Annotated in this window: 14 protein-coding genes; 5 read left to right on the top strand and 9 right to left on the bottom strand. The window is 33.4% G+C overall.

Annotated features, from left to right (window positions below; translation table 11 throughout):
• Positions 1 to 55 precede the first annotated feature (55 nt).
• Positions 56 to 1,666, top strand: coding sequence for an alkaline phosphatase PafA (gene pafA / locus ACZ098_RS02500; RefSeq protein ID WP_487310153.1), 1,611 nt, complete (start codon positions 56 to 58; stop codon positions 1,664 to 1,666).
• Between the two features lie 37 nt (positions 1,667 to 1,703).
• Here pafA and lysA read toward each other — a convergent pair whose 3' ends face one another.
• The 3 genes from lysA to gltB form a co-directional block, all read right to left on the bottom strand.
• Positions 1,704 to 2,909, bottom strand: a complete 1,206-nt coding sequence (gene lysA, locus ACZ098_RS02495) for a diaminopimelate decarboxylase (protein ID WP_487310152.1) — start codon at positions 2,907 to 2,909, stop codon at positions 1,704 to 1,706.
• A 153-nt stretch (positions 2,910 to 3,062) separates the two neighbouring features.
• Positions 3,063 to 4,517, bottom strand: a complete 1,455-nt coding sequence (locus ACZ098_RS02490; RefSeq protein WP_487310151.1) for a glutamate synthase subunit beta — start codon at positions 4,515 to 4,517, stop codon at positions 3,063 to 3,065.
• Positions 4,518 to 4,519: 2 nt separating this feature from the next.
• Complete coding sequence (gene gltB, locus ACZ098_RS02485; protein ID WP_487310150.1) at positions 4,520 to 9,037, bottom strand: glutamate synthase large subunit; 4,518 nt, start codon at positions 9,035 to 9,037, stop codon at positions 4,520 to 4,522.
• Between the two features lie 411 nt (positions 9,038 to 9,448).
• Between gltB and sucC the strand changes: the two genes are divergently transcribed.
• On the top strand, positions 9,449 to 10,642 hold the full coding sequence (sucC, locus tag ACZ098_RS02480; RefSeq protein ID WP_487310149.1) for an ADP-forming succinate--CoA ligase subunit beta: 1,194 nt from the start codon (positions 9,449 to 9,451) through the stop codon (positions 10,640 to 10,642).
• A gap of 141 nt (positions 10,643 to 10,783) precedes the next feature.
• Here sucC and ACZ098_RS02475 read toward each other — a convergent pair whose 3' ends face one another.
• Positions 10,784 to 11,326 (bottom strand): hypothetical protein, encoded by a 543-nt coding sequence (locus ACZ098_RS02475; RefSeq protein ID WP_487310148.1) that lies wholly within the window; start codon positions 11,324 to 11,326, stop codon positions 10,784 to 10,786.
• Between the two features lie 154 nt (positions 11,327 to 11,480).
• The gene (locus ACZ098_RS02470; RefSeq protein ID WP_487310147.1) at positions 11,481 to 14,159 is read right to left on the bottom strand and encodes a TonB-dependent receptor; all 2,679 of its coding nucleotides are present in this window, start codon (positions 14,157 to 14,159) and stop codon (positions 11,481 to 11,483) included.
• A 144-nt stretch (positions 14,160 to 14,303) separates the two neighbouring features.
• On the opposite strand from ACZ098_RS02470, the gene ychF reads away from it, so the two are divergent.
• Positions 14,304 to 15,398, top strand: a complete 1,095-nt coding sequence (gene ychF, locus ACZ098_RS02465) for a redox-regulated ATPase YchF (RefSeq protein WP_487310146.1) — start codon at positions 14,304 to 14,306, stop codon at positions 15,396 to 15,398.
• A 54-nt stretch (positions 15,399 to 15,452) separates the two neighbouring features.
• Here ychF and ACZ098_RS02460 read toward each other — a convergent pair whose 3' ends face one another.
• Positions 15,453 to 16,163, bottom strand: a complete 711-nt coding sequence (locus ACZ098_RS02460) for a DUF1003 domain-containing protein (RefSeq protein ID WP_487310145.1) — start codon at positions 16,161 to 16,163, stop codon at positions 15,453 to 15,455.
• 54 nt (positions 16,164 to 16,217) lie between these two features.
• A complete protein-coding gene (locus tag ACZ098_RS02455) occupies positions 16,218 to 16,760 on the bottom strand; it encodes a DUF1697 domain-containing protein (protein ID WP_487310144.1) in 543 nt (180 codons plus the stop codon).
• Between the two features lie 681 nt (positions 16,761 to 17,441).
• On the opposite strand from ACZ098_RS02455, the gene ACZ098_RS02450 reads away from it, so the two are divergent.
• Positions 17,442 to 18,524, top strand: a complete 1,083-nt coding sequence (locus tag ACZ098_RS02450; protein WP_487310143.1) for a Fic family protein — start codon at positions 17,442 to 17,444, stop codon at positions 18,522 to 18,524.
• 398 nt (positions 18,525 to 18,922) lie between these two features.
• On the opposite strand, the gene ACZ098_RS02445 is transcribed toward ACZ098_RS02450, so the two are convergent.
• Together ACZ098_RS02445 and ACZ098_RS02440 are read right to left on the bottom strand one after the other, a co-directional pair.
• Entirely contained in the window at positions 18,923 to 20,509 is a 1,587-nt protein-coding gene (locus ACZ098_RS02445) for a hypothetical protein (protein WP_487310142.1), read from the bottom strand.
• Positions 20,509 to 22,038: a hypothetical protein gene (locus tag ACZ098_RS02440; protein WP_487310141.1), complete on the bottom strand. Its 1,530-nt coding sequence runs from the start codon at positions 22,036 to 22,038 to the stop codon at positions 20,509 to 20,511. The genes ACZ098_RS02445 and ACZ098_RS02440 overlap by 1 nt, the downstream gene beginning before the upstream one ends.
• Before the next feature lie 138 nt (positions 22,039 to 22,176).
• Between ACZ098_RS02440 and rlmD the strand changes: the two genes are divergently transcribed.
• Positions 22,177 to 23,592 (top strand): 23S rRNA (uracil(1939)-C(5))-methyltransferase RlmD, encoded by a 1,416-nt coding sequence (gene rlmD / locus ACZ098_RS02435; RefSeq protein WP_487310140.1) that lies wholly within the window; start codon positions 22,177 to 22,179, stop codon positions 23,590 to 23,592.
• Positions 23,593 to 23,601: the final 9 nt, after the last annotated feature.

Genomic DNA, 23,601 nt, shown 5'->3' with positions numbered 1-23,601 from the left:
GATACAACCTAATTCTAAGTTGTAATTCCTACTTTTGCAGTCATAAATTTATATCATGAAAAAGCTTTTTATTCTCCTTTTACTTGTATCATTCAGTTACGCTCAACAACGTCCTAAACTAATTGTCGGAATTGTTGTAGATCAAATGAAAATGGAATATTTATACCGATTTAACAGTGATTTTTCAGAAAATGGTTTCAAACGTTTGATGAAAAATGGCTACACCTTTGCCAATACACATTACAATTATTTACCAACATATACTGCCCCAGGACATGCATCCATTTATACTGGAACTACACCTTCAACTCACGGAATTGTAGGTAATGATTGGTTCAATCGGTCGTTAGGGAAAAGTATGTATTGTACCGATGATGCCTCAGTTAAAACTATTGGTGATGGTACAAAAGAAGAAGGAGCCATGTCGCCTAAAAATTTGTTAAGTACCACAATTACAGACGAATTGAGATTGTCAACCAACTTTACTGGAAAAGTAATCGGGATGAGTTTGAAAGATAGAGGTGCAATTTTGCCAGCAGGACATTTTGCTAATTGGGCATTTTGGTACAGCAAAACTGGAGCTTTTATTTCTAGCACTTTTTATGGTGAAAATTTACCTAGTTGGGTAACCGATTTTAATAATGAAAAACACTATTTACCTTATTTAAACAAAGGTTGGGATTTGTTAAAACCAGCTTCAACCTACAACGAAAGTCTTTCTGATAACAATCCGTATGAAGGAAAATTATACCGAGTTGACAAACCTATTTTTCCTTACAATCTAAAGGAAATGTATGAAAAAAATGATGCTGGTGTTATTCGTACTACTCCATTTGGAAATGATTTATTAGCAGAATTTGCTAAAAAAGCAATTGAAAAAGAAGAATTGGGAAAAGATGAAACTACCGATTTTTTAACGATAAGTTTCTCTTCTCCAGATTATATTGGTCATATCATAGGGCCAAGATCGATGGAAATGCAAGATACTTATTTGCGTTTGGACAATACAATAGCCGATTTGCTAACTTATTTAGATAAGACGGTTGGAAAAAATAATTACTTACTATTTTTAACTGCCGATCACGCTGGCGCAGAAAATGCCAAATATTTGAAAGATAATAAATACAATGTTACCAATGTAGAGTATAAAGATATTCCGCTTGGTTTGAGAAAATACTCGAAAGAAACTTTTGGTGAAGATTTGATTTTAGATTATTCCAATTTTAATATTTTTTTCAATAAGCAACTAATACAATCTAAAGGATTGGATTTGGAAAAAGTGAAAGCGTCGTTCAAAAGTTATTTGTACACTCAGGACCAAGTGAAAAGAGTCTATTCTGAAGAAGAAATTCTAGCCAATTCTGGAAACGATTACTACTTAAATTGTATTGCTAAAGGATACGATGTAACACAAAATGGTGATTTGGTTGTTCTTGACAAACCTGGTTATATTCAGTATGGAGTTACCGGAACTTCTCATGGAACCGTTTACACTTATGATACGCATGTTCCTTTGTTATTATATGGTTGGAAAATTCCGAAAGGTGTTTCTCACGATAAAAAGTACATTACAGAAATTGCACCTACAATAGCTCAAAAAATTCAAATTACATTACCAAACGGAACGGAAGCTGAAGTTTTACAAGAAATTTTAGATGTAAAGTAGTCAAAAAAAATCACCTTATTAAGGTGATTTTTTTATTTTAAACTTCAATCAGTATCTGATTTTTAATTAAATCTTCGAAGGTTTCTCTTTTACTAATCAAGTGACCTTTTCCATCTTTCCACAAAACTTCTGCTGGTTTAAAACGTGAGTTGTAGTTGGAAGCCATTGAAAAACAATATGCTCCAGCATTTTTAAAACTCAAAATATCACCTTCTTTTATTTCAGAAATTCTTCTGTTATTGGCAAATGTATCCGTTTCACAGATGTAACCCACAACGGTGTAAAAACGCTCTTTTCCTTTTGGATTTGAAATGTTTTCAATAGTATGCTGTGAACCATACAACATCGGACGAATCAAATGATTAAAACCCGAATCAATTCCTGCAAAAACAGTAGATGTAGTTTGTTTTACTACATTTACTTTCGCCAAGAAATATCCTGCTTGACTGACTAAAAATTTTCCTGGTTCGAATGCCAAAGTCAATTCGCGACCATATTCTTTTTCGAAAGCTAAGAATCTTTTAGCTAATTTTTTCCCTAATTCTTCTATGTTGGTTTCGATATCGTCTTTTTTGTAAGGAACTTTGAAACCCGACCCAAAATCTAAAAAGTCCAATTCTTTGAAATTTTTGGCTGCATCAAATAAAATCTCAGCAGCATACAAAAATACTTCGATATCTAAAATATCAGAACCAGTATGCATGTGAATTCCGTTAATATGCATTTTAGTATTTTCAACAATACGTAAAATATGAGGCAATTGATGTACTGAAATTCCGAATTTACTATCAATATGACCTACCGAAATATTAGCATTTCCACCAGCCATAACGTGTGGATTTATACGAATACAAACTGGAACTGTTGGATGTTTAGCACCAAAATGTTCTAAAATAGAAAGGTTGTCAATGTTTATTTGAACACTCAATTTAGCTACTTCTTCAATTTCTTCAAATGAAACTCCGTTGGGTGTAAAGATGATTTTTTCTGGAGTAAAACCCGCGTGTAAACCCAATTGTACTTCTTGTATCGAAACAGTATCTAATCCTGAACCCAAGTTCTTCAACAACTTCAAGATCGAAATGTTTGATAAAGCCTTCATTGCATAATTCACGCGTAACTTTTCCACCTTGGAAAAAGCCGAAGTCAAACGATTGTACTGATTCTCGATAGTTGCTGCGTCATAGACGTACAGCGGACTGCCAAACTCTTCGGCAAGTGCTAGTAATTCTTTAGGTTGCATTTTTAATGTTATTATTAGATTATTATTTTTGGTAAATATAAAACATCAAAAAAGGATTAACAAAAAGAAAGTTATTTCTATGATATTGACATTCAGTTTTCTACTTTATTTACAAATTCATAAAAAAAGTCAAAAAAAATCTTCTAATTACTATTATAAAGCTGGTAAATCGCCATTTCCTTTAGTTGGTAAATTAGTGTAACCCATTAAAAATAAATCGGCTACTCGTGCAGCTTCACGACCTTCTGAAATTGCCCAAACAATTAAAGATTGTCCTCGACGCATATCGCCGGCTGTAAAAATATTAGGAATATTGGTTTGATAATTGTTGGCTTTGTAATTATTTCTGGAATCAATTTCCAATCCCAATAGTTCGCTAATTGTTTTTTCTGGACCAGTAAAACCAAGTGCTAAAAGAGCCAAATCACAAGGCCAAATTTTCTCTGAACCTTCTTTTTCTAGTAATTGTGGTCGTTCTCCAGGAATTGTTTTCCAAGCAACTTCAACTGTTTTTAAAGCTATTAACTCGCCTTTTTCATTAGCAATAAATTCTTTAGTATTGATGAGCCAATTGCGTTCACAACCTTCTTCGTGCGATGAGGAAGTTTTTAATTGCAACGGCCAAAAAGGCCATGGCGTAGTTTCGCTTCTGCTAATCGGCGGTTTTGGTAGAATTTCAAAATTGGTTACCGATTTGGCTCCTTGTCGATTGGATGTCCCAACACAATCCGAACCGGTATCGCCACCGCCAATTACAATTACATTTTTATCTTTGGCAGTTATTTGATTTTCGATAGTGTCACCATAAAGTGATTTAGTTTGTTGCGTTAAAAAAGTCATTGCCTGAACTACACCTTTGCTTTCAATTCCTTTCGTTGGCAAACTCCTACTTTCGGTTGCGCCACCACATAGCACTACTGCATCGAATGATTTTAATTCGTTTGCATCATAATTTACGCCAACATTTACATTGGTTTTAAAAACAATTCCTTCGGCTTCAAGAATGGCAACTCGTCGATCAATTATTGCTTTTTCAAGTTTAAAATTCGGAATACCATAACGTAATAATCCGCCAATAGCATTATCTCTTTCAAATACGGTAACGGTGTGTCCGGCGCGATTCAATTGTTGTGCTGCGGCTAATCCGGCTGGACCAGAACCAACAATGGCGACAGTCTTTCCGGTTCTAACTATTGGTGGTTGTGGTTTAATCCAACCTTCGGCAAAACCTCTTTCTACTATATTTTTCTCAATATTTTCAATCGCAACAGGTTGTTCAATAATTCCTAAAACACATGATTTCTCGCATGGCGCAGGACATAATCTTCCAGTGAATTCTGGGAAATTATTTGTAGAATGTAAAATTTCTAAAGCACTTTGCCATTCTTCTTGATGCACCATATCATTAAAATCGGGTATCAAATTCCCTAACGGACACGAGCTGTGACAAAACGGAATACCGCAATCCATACACCTCGAACCTTGTTCCTTGAGACTTTCTTTATTCAGTGGAATCGTAAACTCGTTGTAATTTGAAACACGTTCTGATACATTAATGTTGCTTTCGTCAGCTCTTTTATATTCTTTAAATCCTCCTATTTTTCCCATGACTAAACAGCTAACAATTGTTTAATTTGATTTTCTTCTGATATGCGTTGCAATGCTTTTTTGTAATCAGTAGGCATTACTTTTATAAAATACTGCATTTGGTTTTCCCAATCATCCAATATTCTTTTTGCCAATGGACTGTTTGTGAATAAGGAATGATTTTTAATTAATCGTCTTAATTTTTTAAAATCGTCTTCTTCCAATTTTTCCAAAGCCACCATTTCCATATTGCACAATCCATTTTCAAATTGTTTTTTCTCGTCAAAAACATAAGCAATTCCGCCACTCATTCCTGCTCCAAAATTGCGTCCTGTTTTTCCTAAAATTACAACAGTTCCGCCAGTCATGTATTCGCATCCATGATCACCTATACCTTCTACGACAGCTGTTGCACCCGAATTTCGTACGCAAAAACGTTCGCCAGCAATTCCGTTGATGTAGGCTTCGCCGGTAATTGCGCCATAAAGTGCGACATTACCAATTATGATATTTTCTTCTGGTTTGAAAGTTGCCGTTGGTGGTACTTTTATGATTAATTTTCCGCCAGAAAGTCCTTTTCCTAAATAGTCATTACAATTACCATGAATTTTAAATGATAATCCGTTGGTTGCAAAAGCACCAAAACTTTGTCCAGCCGAACCTTCAAAATCTATTAAAATAGTATCTTCTGGCAATCCTTGAGCACCATAAATTTTAGATATTTCATTGCTCAAAATGGCTCCAACAGAACGGTCTGTATTTTTAATTTTAAAATTAATTCTCGTTTTTTCTTTTCTATAAATCGATGGAATTGCCGCTTTTATAATTTCAAAATCCAATACTTTTTCTAAATCATGATCTTGAGTTGTCGTGTTGTGATTCGGAACTGTTTTTGCTTTTTCTGGTTTGTACAATATTGGAGATAAATCTAATCCGTTTGCTTTATAATGTTCGATGGCCTTATTTACATTAAGTTTTTGCGATTGACCAACCATTTCTTTTAACGTTCTAAAACCAAGCTGCGCCATTATTTGACGTAATTCTTCGGCAATGAAATACATAAAATTAATAACATGTTCGGGCGTTCCTTTAAAGTTTTTTCGCAATTCAGGATCTTGAGTTGCAATTCCAACCGGACAGGTATTTAAGTGACAAGCACGCATCATAATGCAACCCGAAGCAACAAGTGGAGCAGTTGCAAAACCGAATTCTTCTGCGCCAAGCAAAGCTGCAATAGCAACATCACGACCTGTCTTTAATTGTCCGTCACATTCGAGAACTACGCGACTTCTTAAATCGTTTAATATCAAAGTTTGTTGTGCTTCTGCCAATCCTAATTCCCACGGAATTCCAGTATGTTGCAACGATGTTAATGGTGCTGCGCCAGTTCCACCATCGTAACCCGAAATTAAAATTACATCGGCTTTGGCTTTGGCAACTCCTGCAGCGATGGTTCCAACGCCGACTTCTGATACTAATTTCACGTTGATTCGTGCTTCACGATTGGCATTTTTTAAATCAAAAATCAATTGTGATAAATCTTCAATAGAATAAATATCATGATGTGGTGGCGGAGAAATTAAGCCAACATAAGGAGTTGAATTTCGAGTTTCGGCAATCCACGGAACTACTTTTTCTCCAGGTAATTGTCCGCCTTCACCTGGTTTTGCACCTTGTGCCATTTTGATTTGGATTTCCTTGGCATTGGATAAATAGTTGATTGAAACGCCAAATCGTCCGGAAGCGACTTGCTTGATAGCACTATTTCTAGAATCACCGTTTACTTCTTTTTGAAAACGTTTTGGATCTTCGCCGCCTTCGCCTGAATTGCTTTTTCCACCAATTCTGTTCATAGCAATGGCCAAATTTTCATGTGCTTCCTGACTTATGGAACCGTAAGACATGGCGCCAGTCTTGAATTTTTTTACAATCTCAGTCCAAGGTTCGACTTCATCAATTGGTATTGGATCCAAATTGTTAAATTCAAATAAACCTCGAATAGTCATTAAATTTTCGCTTTGATCGTTGACCATTTTAGAATATTCGGCATAACTTTCAGGACTGTTTAATCGTACGGCTTGTTGTAGTTTGGCTATAGTTGTTGGATTAAACATGTGTTTTTCGCCATTTCTTCTCCAACGGTAAATTCCGCCAATTTCTAAGGGTAATAAGTTGGCAATTTGTGATTTTGGAAAGGCTTTTTGGTATCTTTTTTTGATTTCTTTTTCAACTTCAATCAAACCAATTCCTTCAATTCTTGAAGGTGTATTTGGAAAATATTTCGTGGTAAACGTTTTATTCAAACCAATAATTTCAAATATTTGAGCCGCGCGATAGGAGTGAAGTGTTGAAATTCCAATCTTGTTCATGATTTTCAGAATTCCTTTTGCAATGGCTTTGTTATAATTTTTTACAGCATAATCGGCTTTTACTTTTGTGAGAAATCCTTTGTTGACTTGGTCGTGAATAATTTCGTTTACCATGTAGGGATTGATTGCACTTGCGCCATAACCAAAAAGTAAGGCAAAATGATGTGGTTCGCGCGTTTCTGCAGTTTCAATTATGATTCCGAATTTGGATCGCGCTTTCAATTTATTTAACGAATGATGAATGTAAGAACAAGCCAACAGCATCGGAATTGGAGCCAATCTTTCACTAACGCCACGATCGGAAATAATTACAATATTGCAACCTTCTTCAACTGCTTTGAAAGTTGCCATAACGCATTTTTCAAGTGCGCGTTCCAATCCGTTGACGCCTTTTTCGATTTCATACAACGTTGAAATAGTTACGGATTTAAAATCGGGATGGTTGATGTTTTTTATTTTATCTAAATCTTCGTTGGAAATAACCGGATTTTGAATTTTTAGTTTCTTGCAGTGTTTGGGTTCGATTTCGAAAATATTAAAATCGCCACCAATTGCTAGACTAATATCAGTGATAATTTCTTCTCGAATTCCGTCTAATGGCGGATTGGTAACTTGTGCAAAAAGCTGTTTGAAATAATTGTATAGCAGTTGCGGTTGTTCTGATAAAACGGCTAATGGCGTGTCGTTTCCCATGGAACTCAAGGCTTCATTGCCGGATTCTCCCATTGGGTTTATGATGGTTTTTAAATCTTCGATGGTGTAACCAAACAAACGTAGTCTTGTTTCAAAATCTATTTTTTCTTCTGATATTGGATTGTCTGTATAGGGAATTTTTGCTAGTTGTAGTAAATTTTCATCGAGCCATTTTTTGTATGGTCGCTTGGTTACGATGGCATTTTTTACTTCGTCGTCTTCTATAATTCGTCCTTCGTTCATGTCAACCAAGAACATTTTTCCGGGTTCTAATCGACCGTGTTTTACTACATCTTCGGGTTTGATATCTAAAACACCAATTTCTGACGACATGATTACAAAACCACTTTTGGTTAAGGTGTATCTTGAAGGTCGTAAACCATTTCGGTCTAATAATGCACCAATTACATTTCCGTCGGTAAACGGAATGGATGCTGGACCATCCCAAGGTTCCATGATGCAAGCGTTGTATTCGTAAAATGCTTTTTTATCTTCGGACATGGTTTGGTGTTTTTCCCAAGCTTCTGGCACGACCATCATCATGGCTTCTGGCAAAGAACGACCAGTCATTAATAATAATTCGATTACCATATCCATGGAAGCAGAATCGGATTTTCCTTCGAGAATTATTGGAAAAAGTTTTTTGATATCGTCGCCAAACACTGGACTTTTCATCAATTCTTCACGGGCTTTCATACGGCTGATGTTGCCACGAAGTGTATTAATTTCGCCGTTGTGACACATGTATCTAAACGGTTGTGCCAATTCCCAAGAAGGAAATGTATTGGTTGAAAAACGTTGGTGAACCAAAGCCAATCGGGTTACTAAATCATCATCGAGTAAATCGGTGAAATAGCGACTGATGTCTTCGGGCATTAAAAGACCTTTATATATTATGGTTGTAGTTGAGAAACTTGTAAAATAATAGCGAAAAGCTTCTGAAATTTTGGATTGTATTACGGCATGTTCGGATATTTTTCTTGCAGCAAATAGTTTGGCATTGAATTCTTGTTCGGATAAATTCAAACCGTTTTTACCAACAAATACTTGAACTACTGATGGTTCTTTTTCGGCAGCGATTTGTCCGAGATTGGTATCGTCTACTGGAACATCACGCCAACCAAGAACTGACAAACCTTGCTCGGAAACTGCGGTTTCGAAAGTTGTTTTACAAAAAACTACCTGATTTTTACTTTTAGGTAAAAACAGCATTCCAACGGCGTACTCTCTTGGTTCTGGGAGTTCAAAAGCGCATACTTTCTTGAAGAAATCGTGTGGAATATCGAATAGAATTCCGGCGCCATCACCAGTTCTACCATCGGAACTCACGGCACCACGATGTTCTAATTTTATTAAAATATCTAAGGCTTTATGAATGATGTCGTTCGATTTTATTCCGTTTAAATTGCAGATAAATCCTGCTCCGCAATTGTCATGTTCGAATTCGGGTAAATATAGCCCTTGTTGCTCCACTTTCATTATTATATATTTTTCACTAAATTATTAAAATGTATAGTAATAATCTGTTAAAATTAGTTATTTGATAAATTTTTATCGATATAATAAATAAAAGAATGAAAATTGATAAATTGATAATTTTTGTTAAAAAAAATAATGCATTAGTTTTTGAATTTGGTGTACTTCCCTAATTTTTTAGCCCTGATGTTGCACTTGTTGGAGCTCTTTGTCTTGTGTTTAAAACAAGACAAAAGCGACGTGCAGCAGCAGGAAAATGGATAATTGAAAATGCCCAAGCCAATTGCTTCAAACTATTGAGAAAGGCGTGATTGAAATTTAATTAATAAAGTTACTAAATTGGTATACATTTCTTTTTGGTTTCGTTGAAATTAATTACTTTTGTATCACTTTTTAAAAGACTAAAACTTCATTATGGACATACACGAATACCAAGGAAAAGAAATATTAGCCAGTTATGGTGTGAAAATTCAACGTGGTTATGTGGCGAACAATCCGCAAGAAGCGGTTGCTGCTGCAAAACAATTGACTGCTGAAACAGGAACTGGATGGCATGTTATTAAAGCTCAAGTTCACGCAGGTGGAAGAGGAAAAGGTGGTGGCGTTAAGCTTGCTAAGAATTTGCAACAAGTTGAGGAATTGGCTGAGCAAATTATTGGAATGCAATTGATTACTCCGCAAACTAGCGCTGAAGGTAAAAAAGTACACAAAGTTTTGGTAGCTGAGGATGTATATTATCCTGGTGAAAGTGAAACTTCTGAATTCTACATGTCGGTTTTATTGAACAGAGCTTCTGGAAGAAATATGATTGTGTATTCTACTGAAGGTGGAATGGACATTGAAGAAGTTGCTGAACACACGCCACATTTAATTTTTAATGAAGAGATTGATCCAAATGTTGGATTACAAGGTTTTCAGGCTAGAAGAATTGCTTTTAATTTAGGTCTTTCTGGAAATGCTTTTAAAGAAATGGTTCAGTTTATTGATGCATTGTACAAAGCTTATGTTGGTTCTGATGCTTCAATGTTTGAAATTAATCCAGTATTAAAAACATCGGATAATAAAATTATTGCAGTTGATGCTAAAGTAAATCTTGATGATAATGCGTTATACAGACACTCAAAGTTAGCAGAATACAGAGATATTCGCGAGGAAAACCCAATTGAAGTTGAAGCGAAAGCTGCAGGTTTAAATTATGTAGATCTTGACGGAACTGTTGGTTGTATGGTAAATGGTGCTGGACTTGCTATGGCAACGATGGACTTAATTAAATATGCAGGTTTCGAACCAGCTAACTTCTTGGACGTTGGTGGAACTGCCGATGCAAAACGTGTGGAACTGGCTTTTAGAATTATCTTAAAAGATCCAAACGTAAAAGCTATTTTGATTAACATTTTTGGAGGAATTGTTCGTTGTGATCGTGTTGCTCAAGGTGTTGTTGATGCTTACAAAAACATGGGTGATGCTATAAAAGTGCCAATCATTGTAAGATTACAAGGTACAAATGCTGAAATTGCTAAGGAATTAATTGATAATTCGGGTATGCCAATTTTATCTGCTGTTCAATTTCAAGAAGCTGCAGATCAAGTTCAGGCTGCACTTTCTTAATTATATAAAATAAATGAATAGAAAATCCCAATGTGAATTGGGATTTTTTTTATTTCAAAAAGTATAGTAACAAAAAATCCTGAGCATTACACTCAGGATTTTTCTTTTTCAAAAACAATTTTTCCCTTTTTCACTAGCAATTTATTCTTGAACTTTCATGTATTTTTGTGTGGTAACTTTATCTGTTTTATCGTTATAAGTTTCAACTACTAAGTTTCCTTGAGTGTCAAAATAACTTATAGCTGTTGTATTCTTATTTCTATAGATGTAAGTATTGATAGAAGTTTTTCTTAATAAATCTGGTTTTTTAGTTCCATCAGAAACCACTGTATATCCTTGAGAATCTAAAGAAATTTTATACTTTACATTATTTTCTCCTTGGTAGTAACCAGAACGGTCAACATCTACAGTTCTTGTACTTCCGTCGGCGTTAGTGATTTGTGTAGTTTTTACAACCTCAACTGGTGTTTCTTTCATTTCTATGTTGAGTGTGTTTGGCTGCGCTTCCTTAAGTTCTATATTTTGTACTTCTTGAGTTTCTTCTTTTTTAACTAATTTTTTTTCGCCATCAGAATCTTTGATGGTTGTTGTAGTTACTTCGGTAGTTTTTAAAACGTTTTTATTTTGAGCTTGAATGCCAAATGATAAAAGGACTACTGATATTGTTAAAGCTATTGTTTTCATAAGTAAATATTTTATTTATTAATACATTACAAAGTTACTTTACACGTACAGTTGTATTGTTTTATAATTATGGATTAATATTATATGATTCACACATTAAGTAATAAAAAAAGTCCCGAGTTACCTCGAGACTTTTAATACTATGTTTTTTTAATTAAAATCTAAATCCTAGACGAGCGTAATAAAATGCTCCTCCAAATCCCATTTGTACCGCATCCCAATATCCACCAGCTTCAACCCAGTCGTCTTGTTGATCCGGATAGATATTGAATAAGTTATTGCTTCCTATGTTTAATTTAATTGATTTAGAAAGTTTAAATCCTAACGTTAAGTCGGTAACAATTTTTGCACCGTAAGTGTCGGTTGCTGCTTTAATTTGATTTTCGAAAGTTCCGTAATCTGCAACGTCTTCATACATTTGATAGTCTAATAATTCTACTTTACTAAATCTTGTAAATGCTAATCCTGCATCAAACCATCTTTTCTCGAAATTTAGGTTTAAACCAAACTTGTTTTTTGGTGCAGAAGCCAGCAAAAATGCTTTTTCTCTTTCTCCAAAATAGGTTTGCTCGTCAAGGCCACCATTATTTACGTTGTCAATTTTCATGTCGTTGATATTTCCAACAAGTGTTGCAGAAAATGAATTGTTTCCTATTTTCTTTTTATAGGAAAGAACAACATCCAATCCTTGTGTTTTAGTGTCAGTTCCGTTTACGAAAAATTGTGCAGAGTCAACTCCAATTCCTAATGCACTTGCGTCAAAATATCCAGTTAAAACAATTCGGTCTTTCACTTTAATTAAATAGGCATCCACAGTTGCTGTAAAGTTTCCAAAATTAGCTGTAAAACCAAAAGATGCATTTAAAGCTTTTTCCTCATTTAATTTATCAATTCCGAATGCTTGAGTAACGGGACTATTGTTAGGAGATAATAAGATTTCTGAAGCTCCAGACGATGAAAAGTTGGTAAATCTTAGATTGTAATAAATTTGTGCTAACGATGGTGCTCTAAATCCTGTACTTACAGATCCTCTTAGGTTAATGTTTTTTGTAGCTTTGAATCTTGCAGCAATTTTTCCGTTTAAAGTGCTTCCAAAATCACTATAATTTTCAAATCGAACTGCAGTGCTTACTAAGAATTTTTCGGTTACATCCAATTCTCCATCGGCATATAAAGATACATTCGATCTTGTTCTATCTACAACATTGGCTGGACTGTATCCAGGAAAACCTTGCGATCCGCCAGGTCTTGGATCTCCAGTTTCAGGATCGGTTGGGATGGTTTGAGTAGTTGGATCGGTTACGGGTTGACCATTCACGTCATAGGTTGCATATGACCCTTCTTCTCCTGCGAAAATATTGAATTTTTCTGTACGGTATTCCGCTCCAAAAGCCAAATTTAATCCGTTAAGTATTGATTTGTAGTTTTTTGAAAAATCAAAATTGGTTGTATTTTGGCTTAAGCTATGTCCTCCAGCATCAAATTCAGTTGGTGATGCTTCTTCTAATGATGCATTTAATGTTCCTTTGATGAAATAATGAAAATTGTTTTTACCAAAAGTATTACTTATGTCAATTTTCCATCCACTGTCTGTAGTAGTTCTAATTCCCGCTGCTACTGAATTATCAATAATGTTAGATGTAATTCTTGGTGTAAATCCGTCAGGATAAATTGAAACTACATTTCTAGGTGTAGGATTGTTTCTAGTAAAAGCGTATGCATCGGTATCTCTAAAATTTCTACCACCAAAAGCATAGATTTCCGTATTTGTACTTACTGGAATTGCTACATTAGTAAAAAAGTTAAATCCGTTTATAGAGGCTTCTCCAAATCCTCTTCTAAAATCAAATCCTGGTCGTAATGTTTTATTTTTATTAATGTACTCTGCAGTAAAATTTGCATAACCACCTTTGTCTCCAATTTTTGTTCCATAATTTGTAGTTACTTTTAGTGAACCGCCATCGAAGTTTTTATCTTTTCCAATTTGATTTCCATCTTGATTGGTATCTAAAAAATTCCCATCTGTATTGGCTGTTCCGGCTGGAAAGTCACCATCGGCATTAGTACTGTATGCGCCATAGCTAACAGTTCCAGTAAATTCGTCAACAGAATCATTAAGAACTATATTGATAACTCCTGAAATAGCATCTGAACCGTATTGAGCTGCCGCACCATCTCGTAAGATTTCGATTCTTTTGATAGAAGATGCTGGAATAGCGTTTAAATCGGTTCCAGTATTTCCACGACCACGAGTACCAAATAAATTGATTAACGATGATTGATGTCTTCTTTTTCCATTGATTAGGACTAAAGTTTGATCTGGTCCCATTCCTCGCAATGAAGCTGGATCAACGTGATCGGCGCCATCGGAACCTGATTGTTTATTGGCATTAAATGAAGGTGCAACGTATTGAAGTAATTCATTAATTTCCAGTTTTCCACTCTGAGTAGTTACATTTTTTACATCAATAATGTCAATTGGAACTGCTGAGTTTACTACGGTTCGTTTACTATTTCTTGATCCTACCGATACGGTAACTTCATCCAATTGTTGTCCGTCAGACAATTTAATCGAAACTGTGTTTACATTAGCAACGTTTTTTTCTTGTGTGGTGTAACCTATGTAGGTGAAAACCAGCGTTGCATTTTCTGAAGTCTTGATTTTAAAGTTTCCATCAAAATCGGTTGCAACGCCATTTTGAGTTCCTTTTTCTAAGATATTTACTCCTGCTAATGCAGCACCAGACAAGTCTGTAACTTTTCCTGATACTTCTTTTTGTGCAAATAGGCTTGTAAAACTAAAAAGAATTAATAATAATGAGGCTTTTTTCATAAAATTGGTTTTGATTTATTTAATATTGGCGCAATATACCAAAAGTTTAATAAATAATTAACATATTTTATTAATTAAGTTCGGGTATTTATTAAACCATTTAAAACCTTATATTTGCACACTTTATTAAAATAATTATTCATAATGAAAGCAGGAATTGTAGGATTACCAAACGTTGGAAAATCAACGTTATTCAATTGTTTATCAAATGCAAAAGCGCAAAGTGCCAACTTCCCTTTTTGTACTATAGAACCTAATATTGGTGTTGTTAACGTTCCAGATCCTAGAATTGTTCGTTTGGAAGAGTTAGTAAAACCAGAGCGAGTTCAAATGGCAACAGTTGATATTGTTGATATTGCTGGATTGGTAAAAGGCGCAAGCAAAGGTGAAGGATTGGGAAATCAGTTTCTTGGAAACATTAGAGAATGTAATGCTATTATTCATGTTTTGCGTTGTTTTGATAATGATAACATTGTGCATGTTGATGGAAATGTAAATCCGATTCGTGATAAAGAAACTATTGATATCGAATTGCAGTTAAAAGATTTAGAAACTGTTGAAAAACGTTTGGAAAAAGTAAATCGTGCAGCTAAAACGGGAAACAAAGAGGCTCAGGTAGAGAAAGCATTTTTAGACCGAATTCGCGAAGCTTTATTGCAAGCAAAATCAGCTAGAACTGTGGCACCGCAAAGTCAAGATGAGGAAGATTTATTAGAAGATTTTCAATTAATTACAACAAAGCCTGTCTTATATGTATGCAATGTTGATGAAAGTGCTGCTGTAAACGGAAATAAATATGTCGATCAAGTTCGCGAACTGGTAAAAGATGAAGATGCAGAAGTTATCATTTTGTCTGTTGGAGCAGAGGCTGATATTACGGAGTTGGAAAGTTACGAAGAGCGTCAGGTTTTTCTTGAAGATATGGGCTTGACCGAACCAGGTTCAGCGGTATTAATTCGTGCAGCTTACAAATTGTTGAAATTGCAAACCTACTTTACTGCTGGTGTAAAAGAAGTTCGTGCATGGACAATTAATATCGGAGATACTGCGCCAAAAGCAGCTGGAGTTATTCATACCGATTTTGAAAAAGGATTTATTCGTGCTGAAGTTATTGCTTACGAAGATTTTTCAAATTTTGGTTCAGAAGCCAAAGTTAAAGAAGCCGGAAAACTAAGAGTAGAAGGTAAGGAATATATAGTTAAAGATGGCGATGTGATGCATTTCCGTTTTAACGTGTAATTCAGAAAAGAAATATAATAGAAGTTAAAACCTGTAATGAAAATTGCAGGTTTTTTATTTTTTAATTCGCTCCAAAATATCATTCATCATTTCAATTTGCACTTTCTGAATTTCGATTAATTCTTGCTGTTGGTGCATGATTAAATGATCCAATTTATCATCTAATAATCTGATTTCTAACTCTGATTTCAGGTTAATTAAATAATCTTTTTTAGCACGCTCTCTGTCTTTTTCTTCTTGACGGTTTTGACTCATCATGATAACTGGTGCTTGCAAAGCCGCTAAACACGACAGAATTAAATTTAATAATATAAAAGGATACGGATCGAAACCTTTATTTAAAAGAATAAATACATTGGATGCAATCCAGATTAAGATAAAAATGAAAAACGAAATGATAAACGTCCAACTTCCTCCAAATGAAGCTACTTTATCGGCGATTACTTGACCTAGATTTCGGGTGTCATCGTTTTCTTCTTCTTCAATTTTTTTTACAAATGAAGTATCGTCTTGACGGATGGATTTTATTACATCTTTATGAACTTCTGAAAGTTCGCCAACCTCGGTTTGCAGAAATTTTGAAATGTATTTTTCGCGATATACATTCAATTCTTCAGTTGCAATAGCATCTTTAGCATCAATATTTGGATGGTCTTCTTTTATTAAATTAAGTACAGGAATTCGAATGTTTTTGCAGGAAACTTTATCTTTTTCAGGAAATTCTAATCCAGAAATGGCACTTTTAAATGTAACGGTTGAACTCATAAATACATTTTTAAACTAGTTGTTTTAAACAAATTTAAATCATTTAAGCTACACTTAAGCCGTATCGTATAATTCCAACAATTTATTAACAGTATTCCAATTTCTAATGGTTGCTGTGACGTTTAGTTTTTTCTCGATGTATTTTTGGTCTAAACGTGTTTTTCCTGCGCCGATGTCGTATTTTATGAAAATTCTGTTGCCATCGATTGCGGCTTCGTCGGGTTTGAATTGGCTGATTTTTAATTCGTTTATGGCAGAACTTGGTACTACTTTAGAAATAAAAGCCACATACAACTTCTTAGTATCAACGTCTTTTTGCTTGAGAAACGGATTGTTTTTTAAACACAACTCCAAATCGTTTTTACCAATTACAATAACTGGAACGTCGTGTCCGAACGTTTTAAAAATTTCCTGTTTGATTTTGAAACCCACACCAAAACTGCTTTCTTCGTCTGTTTCAACAAACACATTACCGCTTTGGATATACATAACGACATTAGTAAAGCCTATGCTTTCCAAGGCTATTTTTAACGCATCCATTTTTATCATGTTGTGTCCTGAGACGTTGATGCCGCGGAGTAGTGCTAGGTGTTTCATGGTGTAAAGATACTTATAAAGGTACTGTTTATAAAATGTAGTGAAGGATTATTGGGTTTAGTGCCACTATACTTTCTAAGTACGGTAGTTTTCTATGTCTTAATGGAAGTAGTTGTTAGCATAATGGAAGTAGTTGTTAGCTTAATGGAAGTAGTTGTTAGTATAATGGAAGTAGTTGTTAGTATAATGGAAGTAGTTGTTAGCTTAATGGAAGTAGTTGTTACTTAAATGTAAGTAGTTGTTAGCATAATGGAAGTAGTTGTTAGCATAATGGAAGTAGTTGCTACCTTAATGTAAATAGTTGTTACCTTAATGTAAATAGTTGTTAGCTTAACGGAAGTATACTTTCATTTTATGGAAGTATACTTTCCTTGGATGGTAGTTTTTTTTTACTGGTGGTAATTTTTAAACCTAATGGGTTATTAGGTTGTTATTAGTGCTAGACTTTTTCTTATGTTGTGTGTTGAGAGGTTGCTGTTGTGAAGTGGTGCTGGGTGTTTCATGATGTAAAGATACTTAAAGATGCTATACCTGACAGGTTTTTAAAACCTGTCAGGTATTTAAAATGCGGTGATTAAAAGATTATTCACCGTAAAAATGCGGTGATTAGATGAAATAATCACCGCAAAACTTCTTACTTCAGTAAAAAGATTGTATTTTTACTGCAAATATGCGGTGATTATGTACATACATCAACTTAAAAATTGGCCAAATTTTACTTGGGATTCAGACGAAGTAAGTTCTTTACTTGGAGCTGTACGTCACCAGCAAGGAAAAATATTGGGACAAATGCAAGCACTTGGTTTTGGGCAATTAGAAGAAAACATGTTAGTTACCTTAACAATGGACGCATTGAAAACCAGCGAAATAGAAGGCGAATTTTTACATCCTGAACAAGTACGTTCTTCAATAGCAAGACGATTGGGCATAGAAATAGCTGGTGCAATAAAAGCCGAAAGAGATGTGGAAGGCGTTGTAGAAATGCTATTAGACGCAACTCAAAACTACAACAAACCACTTACTGAAGAACGCTTATTTGATTGGCATGCTGCTTTATTTCCAACAGGAAGAAGTGGTATGTACAAAATAATAACTGGCGCATGGCGTGATGGCACAATGCAAGTAACTTCCGGCGCAATGGGAAGAGAAATAATACATTTTGAAGCACCAAACGCCGAAAAATTGCCAGTCGAAATGAAACTTTTTTTAGATTGGGTTCAAGACGAAAACAAACTTGATAAAGTACTAAAAGCAGCATTAGCGCATTTATGGTTTGTAACGATACATCCATTTGACGATGGAAATAGTCGTATAGCCAGAGCGATAACCGATATGCTTTTGGCACAAGCTGATGAAAGTCCGCAGCGTTTTTATTCGATGTCGGCGCAAATACAAATAGAGCGAAACACCTATTATTCGTTATTAGAAAGCACGCAAAAAGGCGATTTAGATTGCACCGAATGGATGGTTTGGTTTTTAAATTGCTTACTGCGTTCTATGAAGCAAACCGACGAAACGATAGCCAAGTCTAGAACGCGCACAAAATTTTGGGAAGTAAATAAAACAACCGTTTTTAATGCACGCCAACAAAAAATAGTACAATTGCTACTGGATGATTTTTTTGGAAATCTCAATGTTTCTAAGTATGCCAAAATAACCAAAACCTCTACCGATACTGCTTTGAGAGATTTGCAAGACTTGGTTAAAAAAGAGGTTTTAGAGCAAGTTGGTGCTGGTAGAAGTACTTGTTATAGGGTTAAATGATTTGGTACTATTTTATATTTTTATCATGTTCTGTCCTGAGACGTTGATTTTGTGAAGTAGTGCTGGGTGTTTCATGATGTAAAGATAATTAAAGATGCTATACCTGACAGGTTTTTAAAACCTGTCAGGTATTTAAAATGCGGTGATTAGACAAAATAATCACCGCAATTTTTAATGCACGCCAACAAAAAATAGCACAATTGCTACCAGAAGATTTTTTTGGAACTCTTAATGTTTATAAGTATGCCAAAATAACCAAAACCTCCACTGATACTACTTTGAGAGATTTGCAAGACTTGGTTAAAAAAGAGGTTTTGGAGCTAGTCGGGAAAGGCAGAAGTACTAGTTATAGGGTTAGGTAAATTGTTTACTCTTTATCATATTTAATATATAGTGTTTTATCGTTCATAAATCCATTTAGCAACCTTTACATTGTCAAACAATTCGAATAAATCTTTAAAACACTCTTTTATATTATTTTCATTATTATTTACTTTTTTTAAATAATTGTTTATTACTGATTCACCTATTTTATATTGAAAATTATTTTCTTCTATATCTTTATTCCATATTTCTTCTTCTCTTTCACTTAAATGAATGTATGGTGTTAGAATTGTACTATTTAGAATCTTTAAAAAGCCCTGTATATTTACAATCATCTGCACCGATATATTACTAATATTAATTGCTGATAAAAGAACTAATAAGAGAATTTCGGTAAAATTTCTTGCTAAATATTGACTTCTGTAACTTCCATAATATTGAGGTCTTATTTTGAATGCCAAATTATTTAATTCCTTTTTTATTAATTTAAAATCAACTTCATCTAAAGTTGTGATGAATAATAAAATATATGATAATGAAGTTTGATATTTTTTTTCATTTAGTTGATGTGAATTAAATGGAAAATAATCATTTTTTGATGCAATATATTTGGGAAAATTGTCAGCAATAGTATTCAGAGAATTGATTAAAGAATTTGATATGATTTTTTTATTATTACTATCTATATCAGCAAGTGTTAATTCATTTTCATGTATCCAATTAAAAAATGCAATAAAGTCATTTGGAAAATCAAGTGACTTAAGCCATTCTTTATTAAAATCGTCATTAATTTTTATCTTTTCAAAAAGTATTGAATGTATTATTATCTTTAATTCTGAAAAGTCCTTATTCTTATTTCTATAACTGATACCGAATATGTTTAAAAACAAATCTTTACCAATATCAGTCCAATATTTTAAGATAAATACATTTAAAGATTTTTCATTTGCCCAAATAGGCATACAATCATTCTCAATCAATAATGCAGCAAAGAAACTTGCTTCTTTTATATTGACATTTATTAATTCTAATAATTCATCTTTGTCAATTTCAATACTCGTTCCATACCAAGAAATAAGACGACTTCTTATTAAGGGATTCAATATTTTGATTTTTTCATATTCTATTTTTTGAAAGTTATCAACATCTGCTAAATATAAAATAGAAAAAATAGTGTCTGAAGTATCGTGCAAATATCCTGTCTTATTTAGAATATCTAGCCATTCATTTAATGATTCGTAATTATTTGATTTTTTTGGTAATTGATAATAATAATTTTCATTTAATGATTTAGCTAGTAATTCATAAATACTTTTAGTGTGTTTTGCACCAAGTTCTTTTTTAAATATTTTTTCAAGAATATTATCATTCTCCTTTTTAAATGAAGTTCGAGTTATAAATATATAAATATTTGCTAATGCAAAATCATTTCCTCTTAATTCATTGATTAGGTCTATAATAGTTTTTTTGTATTCTTTTAAAAATGGTTTTTTATTAAAGGAAATATATCCTAAATTAGTTTTAAAAGGATTGTCATACCGTTCTTTACCATCAACAAAAGAAAATGAAATATCATTAAATTCTTCTTTTGAAAGTTTATGAGTAATAAACCAATCAATATCAGATGATGTCTTTAATATTTTAAGGAATGTATCTTTCATTAAAGTTCTATTTCTGTTGTTGAGTGGTTATTTAATAATAAAAACCTTGTTGTAATAAGGTTTATTTGTTCTTCATCCGTGCAAGGAACTATATCAAGTTCTTCAATGTTTCCAAAACTGTTAGTGAATATAATACACTTATCTAATTTTTTAATACCACCAACATTCTTGACTGAAAATATATAACGATTATGAAATGATTTTTTTGAGTTTTTAAAAGTAATTGTCGGGAAATAATCTTTTAATTCGTTTTGTGAAATATAATTATTAAAAAACTTATTGTAGTTTTCAAATCTACGTTCTGATTTTGAAGTGTTCTCATCCTCAATACTGTCAGATATACTGTTTGCTCTTGAATTACAACCTAGAATTGTAAAACTATTTGTTTTAGATTCAAGAGAAAAGTGAGTAATGGCATTAATAAGAGATAATTGACATCTACTTAATTTATATTCATTTGTGGTTTCAGTTAGTTTAATTAATCCAATAAAATAAGGGTCAGCAATTAAAATGTTATCTCCTAAATATTCAAAAACAGTTCTGAAAATATCAGATAATTTTTTATAAGCTTCTATGTCATCACTAAATAAATCTTTTTCCCAATAAATGGGATTCAATTTTTTAGTTGAGTTATTTTTTTTTGGGGTTATGCCAAATTCCCTACCATAGGCATCTTTAAATGTTTTATTAATGACATCCATATTAAACTGAATCTCTTGAAGCAATACAAAATCTATTTTGTTTATTTCTTCTTCATTATTTGTGATAATAACTTGTCCTTTTGAAGACGCTTCTTTTAAAGCTATTTTAAATACACCGTCTTTTTTGTTTATTTTACTTTTGCCAATTTCTAAACTTGATTCATTATTTATAGAGACATAATATTCTTGTTCATCTAAGTAATTAGATTGATAAAATCCAATAATTTCTTTACTTCCTTTTCCTTTTACAGAAGTCTTTCTAACTCCTCTAAATGTCACAAAAGGTTGTCTGTATTCCTTTATTCCGAATGTTTTTTCATTTAAATAATTATAAATAAAATCTTGTTCGTATAAACCTATTGGAAGTAATGCTTTAATAGTATCTCTAATCTTCAATCCGCTTAAGACATCTAAATTATCTCTATTAAGAAGTTGTCTTGGAACTATAGAAAAATCTTTTAATAAATAGCTATCAGATACTATATCATTGCTTCTTTTTGAAGATTTTTCTTGACTTGATATTTTTGTATGCTTAGGAATGTTGAAATTAATTACTTTAGAATCTATTGTAGTGTTTGAATTCTTTAAAATTTCATCAAGAAGATTTGATATTTCATCATCTTTTCCAACAACTAACCATTGTTTCAATAATAATTCCTCCCAAATCAATACTGCTTTGCCATTTTTTCCCTTATTTTCAAACCAAAAAATTTCTTTTTCAGAATAATCAGGAACATTTTTAATATGAAAAAACACAATGATTTCTTCTTCTTTTTTTGATTGAGTAATAATATTTAAAATGCTTGTATTTGGAAATTTTGATTTCACTTTTAATTAGTTTTTTTTAATCCCAAATATACAAATTTCCAAAAGCCAACATTGCTTCAATTAACAAGAATTGTCGTGTAAATTATATTTTTTTCTTAAACATTCTAATAAAACAAACCAATACATTATTTTTGCCTCATGGGAAAAAAGAAGACAGACAAAGTGATTTTTGAAAATGTTACCGTGCTTGATGCTGGTGCGAAAGGTGTTTCGGTTGCGAAAGCGCCAGAAGGACAAGTAATTTTTATACCAAACGTTGTGCCTGGCGATGTGGTGGATGTGCAAACTTTAAAGAAACGCAAGTCGTATTTTGAAGGAAGAGCCATTAAATTTCACTCGTTTTCTGAGAATAGAATTGAACCTGTTTGCCAACATTTTGGTGCCTGTGGCGGTTGCAAATGGCAGAATATGAAGTACGAGCAACAGTTGTTTTATAAAAATCAGGAAGTTTATAATAACCTTAAACGCATTGGTAAAATTGAATTGCCTGCTTTTGAACCAATTTTAGGTTCAGAAAAACAGTTTTTTTATAGAAACAAAATGGAGTTCGGGTTTTCCGACACACGTTGGTTGAACGAAACCGAAATACAATCGGATGATCAAACATTAAGTAAAAAACCCGCGCTTGGTTTTCATATTCCTAGAATGTGGGACAAGATTCTGGATATTGAGAAATGTCATTTGCAAGAAGATCCATCCAACGCTATTCGTAATTCGATTAAAGAATTTGCTGTAGCTCATAACATGACGTTCTTCAATGCACGAAATCATGAAGGTTTGTTGCGAACGTTGATGATTAGAACGGCTTCGACTGGCGAGATCATGGTGTTGATTCAGTTTTTTGAAAACGATAAGGAAAATAGAGAATTATTGATGAATTTTATTCACGAGAAATTCCCGCAAATTACTTCATTGCAATACGTTATCAACAGTAAAGCTAATGATACTTTGTACGATCAAGATATTAAATTATATAAAGGAAGAGATTACATTTTGGAGGAAATGGAAGGTTTGCATTTTAGTATCAATGCAAAATCTTTTTACCAAACCAATTCAGACCAAGCCTATGAATTGTACAAAATTACAAGAGATTTTGCCGGACTAACCGGAAATGAAGTAGTTTATGATTTGTATACTGGTACTGGAACTATTGCGCAATTTGTTTCTAAAAAAGCTAAGAAAGTAATTGGTGTGGAAGCCGTTCCAGAAGCGATTGCTGATGCTAAAGAAAATGCCAAACGCAATGCAATCACCAATTGTGAGTTTTATGTTGGTGATATGAAAAATGTTTTCAATGACGATTTCATCGCGCAACACGGCAAACCAGATGTTATCATCACCGATCCACCAAGAGATGGAATGCATAAGGATGTGGTTGCCATGTTATTAAAAACTGGCGCTCCAAAAATTGTATATGTAAGTTGCAACTCGGCTACACAAGCAAGAGATTTGGCATTGATGGACGAATTGTATAAAGTTACTAGAGTGCGACCTGTAGATATGTTTCCGCAAACGCATCATGTTGAAAATGTTGTACTTTTGGAACTGAAATAATTGATGATA

The sequence above is a fragment of the Flavobacterium sp. SP2 genome (assembly GCF_057626655.1).
Note: the sequence above shows the minus strand (reverse complement) of the source record. Positions and strands in the feature narration are given on the sequence as shown.

Bases quoted from the DNA above. Each gene is read 5' to 3' on its own strand.
- pafA (WP_487310153.1), top strand. From the start codon at position 56: ATGAAAAAGCTTTTTATTCTCCTTTTACTTGTATCATTCAGTTACGCT.
- lysA (WP_487310152.1), bottom strand. From the start codon at position 2,909: ATGCAACCTAAAGAATTACTAGCACTTGCCGAAGAGTTTGGCAGTCCG.
- ACZ098_RS02490 (WP_487310151.1), bottom strand. From the start codon at position 4,517: ATGGGAAAAATAGGAGGATTTAAAGAATATAAAAGAGCTGACGAAAGC.
- gltB (WP_487310150.1), bottom strand. From the start codon at position 9,037: ATGAAAGTGGAGCAACAAGGGCTATATTTACCCGAATTCGAACATGAC.
- sucC (WP_487310149.1), top strand. From the start codon at position 9,449: ATGGACATACACGAATACCAAGGAAAAGAAATATTAGCCAGTTATGGT.
- ACZ098_RS02475 (WP_487310148.1), bottom strand. From the start codon at position 11,326: ATGAAAACAATAGCTTTAACAATATCAGTAGTCCTTTTATCATTTGGC.
- ACZ098_RS02470 (WP_487310147.1), bottom strand. From the start codon at position 14,159: ATGAAAAAAGCCTCATTATTATTAATTCTTTTTAGTTTTACAAGCCTA.
- ychF (WP_487310146.1), top strand. From the start codon at position 14,304: ATGAAAGCAGGAATTGTAGGATTACCAAACGTTGGAAAATCAACGTTA.
- ACZ098_RS02460 (WP_487310145.1), bottom strand. From the start codon at position 16,163: ATGAGTTCAACCGTTACATTTAAAAGTGCCATTTCTGGATTAGAATTT.
- ACZ098_RS02455 (WP_487310144.1), bottom strand. From the start codon at position 16,760: ATGAAACACCTAGCACTACTCCGCGGCATCAACGTCTCAGGACACAAC.
- ACZ098_RS02450 (WP_487310143.1), top strand. From the start codon at position 17,442: ATGTACATACATCAACTTAAAAATTGGCCAAATTTTACTTGGGATTCA.
- ACZ098_RS02445 (WP_487310142.1), bottom strand. From the start codon at position 20,509: ATGAAAGATACATTCCTTAAAATATTAAAGACATCATCTGATATTGAT.
- rlmD (WP_487310140.1), top strand. From the start codon at position 22,177: ATGGGAAAAAAGAAGACAGACAAAGTGATTTTTGAAAATGTTACCGTG.